We start from the raw sequence: 4,458 nt of genomic DNA on the forward strand, positions 1-4,458 counted from the left end.
TCTCCCCCCCCCCCGCCCCGCCCCCCCCGGGCGGGGCGGGTCGCCCCCCGCCCCCCCCCCCCCCCCCCCCCCCCCCCCCCCCCCCCCCCCCCCCCCCCCCGCCCCTAGGCTGGTCATGTGTCCGAACCATCGCCGACCCGAGCCGAACAGCGGCGCCGTACGCAGGAGCGGATTCTGCGCGCCGCCACCCGCCTGTTCGCCGAAGCCGGCTACGACCGCACCACCATCCGCGCCGTCGCCGCCGCGGCGGAAACCGATCCGAGCCTGGTCATGCGGTATTTCGGCTCCAAAGAACAATTGTTCGCGCGAGTCTCGGTCCCCGAACCCGACGCACCGATCAGCGGGCCCCCGGATCAGGCGGCCGAACAGCTCCTCGACGCCCTGGTCGCCAAACTCGGCACCCCCGATACCGCGACCCTGGCCGCCATCCGCACCATGCTCACGCAGACCGAAACCGCCGACACCGTGCGGGCAGCGATGACCGAACGCCAACGGCAGGCGGCCCAGCACCTGCGCCCGGACGACGCGGACCTGCGCGCGGGCCTGATCGGGGCCGTCACCATCGGAGTCGTGATCAGCCGCCATCTGCTCGGCTTGGAGGGCGTGCGCGACGCCTCCCCCGATCGCATCATCGAACTCCTGCGCCCCGCCGTGCACGAGATCGCCCACGGCGCACCCCGGCACCGCGACCGGTAGAGCTGTGCCAGCGGTCGGCCTACATTCGATCGGCCACGCGTGGACGAGACAGATATTCAGCGCCTCGACAGCGGCGCCGAGCACACCCCGGCTCCGATCGATACCACCCGCTGCGCACGAGCGCCGTGGAACGCAGAACGCTCCCGGAGCGGATGGTCGATACCACTCGCTCCGGGAGCGCCGCTGCGAATATCCCGTCAGGCCGGCTGCTGTTCGGCTTCCCGTTCGGCGACCATCGTCAACGCGATATCGACGATCATGTCCTCCTGGCCGCCGACCAGGCGGCGGCGTCCGGCTTCCATGAGCAGGGTGCGCACATCGATCCCGTACCGCTCGCTCGCCGCTTCCGCATGCCGCAGGAAGCTGGAGTAGACACCGGCGTAGCCGAGGGTGAGGGTTTCGCGGTCCACCCGCACCGGCCGGTCCTGGAGGGGCCGGACCAGATCGTCGGCGGCGTCCTGCAGGGCGAAGACATCGCAACCGTGCTTCCAGCCGAGCACATCGGCGACGGCGACGAAGGCCTCGATCGGCGTATTGCCCGCGCCCGCACCGTGGCCGGCGAGCGAGGCATCGACCCGGGTGACGCCGTTCTCGACGGCCACCACCGAATTCGCCACCGACAGCGACAGGTTCTCGTGCGCATGGATACCGAGTTCGGTCGCCGGGTCGAGCACATCGCGGTAGGCGTGGATCCGGTCGCGCACGCCGTTCATGGTGAGGCGGCCACCGGAATCGGTGACGTAGACGCAGTGCGCGCCGTAGCTCTCCATGAGTTTCGCCTGCCGGGCGAGTTCGGCGGGTTCGGCCATATGGCTCATCATCAGGAATCCCGAGACGTCCATGCCGATCTCGCGGGCCGTCGCGATGTGCTGGGCGGCGACATCGGCCTCGGTGCAGTGGGTCGCGACCCGCACCGACCGCACACCCAGCCCCCAGGCGCGCCGCAGATCCTCGGCGGTGCCGACACCCGGCAGCAGCAGGCTGGTCAGCCGGGCGTTCCCGATATTCGCGGCCGCAGCCTCGAGCCAGGTCCAGTCGCTGTGCGAACCCGGCCCGTAGTTCACCGAACCGCCGGCCAGCCCGTCACCGTGCGCGACCTCGATGGCATCGACACCCGCGGCGTCGAGCGCGGCCACGATCTTGCCCACGTTCTCCGGGGTGATGCGGTGGCGGATGGCGTGCATACCGTCACGCAGGGTCACATCCTGGACGAAAACCGAGGTCACCGATTCCGTAGAGCTCATCGTGCACTCTCTTTCTGCTGAATGTTCTGCGCGATCCGCTCGGCGACCTGCAGCCCCGCCGACGTCATGATGTCGAGGTTGCCGGCGTAGGCGGGCAGGTAGTGGGCCGCGCCCTCGACCTCCAGGAACACCGATACCCGGTGGGTCGGGAACAATGCGTTGTCCTTGGCGAGAAGGGTGTGCACCGGCTGGTCCTGCGGGATCGGGTCGATCTGCACTTCCTGCTTGAGCCGGTAGCCCGGCACATAGGCCGCCACATCGTCGACCATCTTCACGACCGACGCCTTGATCTGCTCGTGGGAATCCTCGTCGGGGGCGTTGACCAGGCAGAAGACCGTATCGCGCATGATCAGCGGCGGTTCGGCGGGATTCAGGATGATCACCGCTTTACCGCGTTCCGCGCCGCCCACGGTTTCGATGGCGTGCGCGGTGGTCTCGGTGAATTCGTCGATATTGGCGCGCGTCCCCGGCCCGGCCGATTTCGAGGCGATGGACGCGACGATCTCGGCGTAGGGCACCGGCACGACCCGCGAAACCGCGGCCACGATCGGGATCGTCGCCTGGCCACCACAGGTCACCATGTTCACGTTCTGCGCCGCGAGATGTTCCTCGAGATTCACCGGCGGCACCACGAACGGGCCGATCGCGGCGGGCGTCAGATCGATCAGGCGTTTGCCCAGCGGGGCCAGCCGGGCGTGGTTCTGCTCGTGCGCCTTCGCCGAGGTGGCGTCGAAGACGATATCGATCTCGTCGAAATTCGGCAGCGCGATCAAGCCCTCGACACCCTCATGGGTGGTCGGGACCTTCAGGCGGGCGGCGCGGGCCAGACCGTCGGAATCGGGATCGATACCGACCATCGCCCCCATTTCCAGGAACCGGGAATGCCGCATGACCTTGATCATCAGATCGGTGCCGATATTGCCCGACCCGATGATCGCGACCTTGGTGCGTTTGTTGTTGTCACTCATTGGGAGACCTCCGAAGCGGTGGTGAAGGAAGCCGAAACCGTGCCGAGGCCGGAGATGGCGGCGGTGACGGTGGCGCCGGGATGCAGCGGCCGCATCGGGCCGAGCGCACCGGAGAGGATCACCTGGCCGGCGCGCAGCGGTTCACCGAAGGTGCGGGCCTGCTGGGCGAGCCAGGACAGGGCGTTGAGCGGGTCACCCAGGCAGGCGGCGCCGTTGCCCGTGGACACTTCTTCCCCGTCGATGCTCATGCTCATGGTGACCTCGACGGGCTCGAAGTCGTCGAGGGCCCGGCGTTCGCTGCCGAGCACATACAGCCCGCTCGAGGCGTTGTCGGCGACGGTGTCGGCGAAGGAGATGTTCCAGTCGGTGATCCGGCTGTCCACGATCTCCAGCGCGGCCGTCGCCTCGGCGACCGCCGCCCGGCACTGGGCGATATCCAGCGGTCCCTCGGCGAGGTCCGCACCCAGGATGAATGCGATCTCGGCCTCGGCCTTGGGCTGTAGCAGGCGGTCGATCGGTATCACGTCGCCGTCGACGTAGGCCATATCGGAGAACAGCACCCCGAAATCGGGCTGATCCACACCCAACTGCTGCTGGACGGCCTGCGAGGTGGCGCCGATCTTGCGGCCGACCACCGTGACGTCCCCGGCGACCCGGGCGGCATTGAATCGCTCCTGGATCCGGTAGGCCGTGGCGACATCGTCGGGACTGATCAAACCCTCGCGCAGCGGCGCACAGGTCTTACGTGTCTCGGCTGCGGTGATCAGGCGTTGCGCGGCACGGGCGACGATGGACTCGTCGACATCCGATGCGCTGGCGCCCTCGACAGTGGTTGCCACCACTACCTCCGTTCTCCTCATCGTTGCGTGGTACCAGTGCACACCCTCGCGGCCCAGCTGAACAGCCGAATGGTCCACTGACTGGACCACCCACCGGCCACCCACGGCCGGGCCGGCCAGGTGGTCCTGATTGGACTCGCGAGTGCCGGGTATGCGGCCGGTATCCGCCAATACCGACTGTTCGGAGGTAGAGATCGTGGCAGACAAGCAGACCGGCCCCCGGGAAGGCTTGGAAGGTGCCGTCGAGGGCGTGAAGGGGAAAGCCAAGGAAGTCGGCGGTACCCTCCTCGGCAACGACAACCTGCGTGACGAAGGGATCGCACAGCAGGACAAGGGCGAATCGCAGCGCGAGGTCGCGCAGAAGGAAGCCGAGGCCGAGAAGGCGCGTTCCGAGGCCGATCTGGAGGAGGCCCGGCAGCGCTCGCATCAAGGACGCCAATAGCCGATTTCCGCGCGGCGCAGACGTAATCGGCCCCGCCCCACAGCAATTCGAGACAACGGCGGCCGCCCGGGTAATGCCCGGCGGCCGCCGTTGCCGCGACGGTCAGTACTTCGCGAACGGCTGTCCGGTACCGGTGGTGATCAGTTGCCGCAGGCTTGTCTCGATGTAGAACTTCCAGCCGCGGGAGCATGCCTCGAAACATTCCGATTCGGCGGAATTCAGGCCCTCGTGGGTGAAGCGGAGGGTGGCGCCTTCCGGGGTGGCGGTGA

At 68.3% G+C, this 4,458-nt stretch carries 5 protein-coding genes; 2 read left to right on the top strand and 3 right to left on the bottom strand.

Going from position 1 to position 4,458, the window contains the following annotated elements:
• Positions 1 to 117 precede the first annotated feature (117 nt).
• On the top strand, positions 118 to 696 hold the full coding sequence (locus QH195_RS11715; RefSeq protein WP_280435373.1) for a TetR/AcrR family transcriptional regulator: 579 nt from the start codon (positions 118 to 120) through the stop codon (positions 694 to 696).
• 197 nt (positions 697 to 893) lie between these two features.
• On the opposite strand, the gene dmpG is transcribed toward QH195_RS11715, so the two are convergent.
• Genes dmpG through QH195_RS11730 form a run of 3 tightly spaced genes read right to left on the bottom strand, consistent with a single transcriptional unit; the run spans position 894 to position 3,768 of the window.
• A complete protein-coding gene (dmpG, locus tag QH195_RS11720; protein WP_280420576.1) occupies positions 894 to 1,940 on the bottom strand; it encodes a 4-hydroxy-2-oxovalerate aldolase in 1,047 nt (348 codons plus the stop codon).
• The gene (locus QH195_RS11725; RefSeq protein WP_280420575.1) at positions 1,937 to 2,908 is read right to left on the bottom strand and encodes an acetaldehyde dehydrogenase (acetylating); all 972 of its coding nucleotides are present in this window, start codon (positions 2,906 to 2,908) and stop codon (positions 1,937 to 1,939) included. The genes dmpG and QH195_RS11725 overlap by 4 nt, the downstream gene beginning before the upstream one ends.
• Complete coding sequence (locus QH195_RS11730) at positions 2,905 to 3,768, bottom strand: 2-keto-4-pentenoate hydratase (protein WP_280435374.1); 864 nt, start codon at positions 3,766 to 3,768, stop codon at positions 2,905 to 2,907. Before QH195_RS11730 ends, QH195_RS11725 begins: the two co-directional genes overlap by 4 nt.
• Before the next feature lie 175 nt (positions 3,769 to 3,943).
• Between QH195_RS11730 and mbp1 the strand changes: the two genes are divergently transcribed.
• Positions 3,944 to 4,189, top strand: a complete 246-nt coding sequence (gene mbp1, locus QH195_RS11735; protein WP_280420578.1) for a microaggregate-binding protein 1 — start codon at positions 3,944 to 3,946, stop codon at positions 4,187 to 4,189.
• The last annotated feature ends 269 nt before the right edge of the window (positions 4,190 to 4,458 follow it).

The sequence above is a fragment of the Nocardia carnea genome (assembly GCF_029868855.1).
Classification (GTDB): Bacteria; Actinomycetota; Actinomycetes; order Mycobacteriales; family Mycobacteriaceae; genus Nocardia; species Nocardia carnea_A.

Coding starts and splice junctions, on each gene's coding strand:
- dmpG (WP_280420576.1), bottom strand. CDS start 1,940: ATGAGCTCTACGGAATCGGTGACCTCGGTTTTCGTCCAGGATGTGACC.
- QH195_RS11725 (WP_280420575.1), bottom strand. CDS start 2,908: ATGAGTGACAACAACAAACGCACCAAGGTCGCGATCATCGGGTCGGGC.
- QH195_RS11730 (WP_280435374.1), bottom strand. CDS start 3,768: ATGAGGAGAACGGAGGTAGTGGTGGCAACCACTGTCGAGGGCGCCAGC.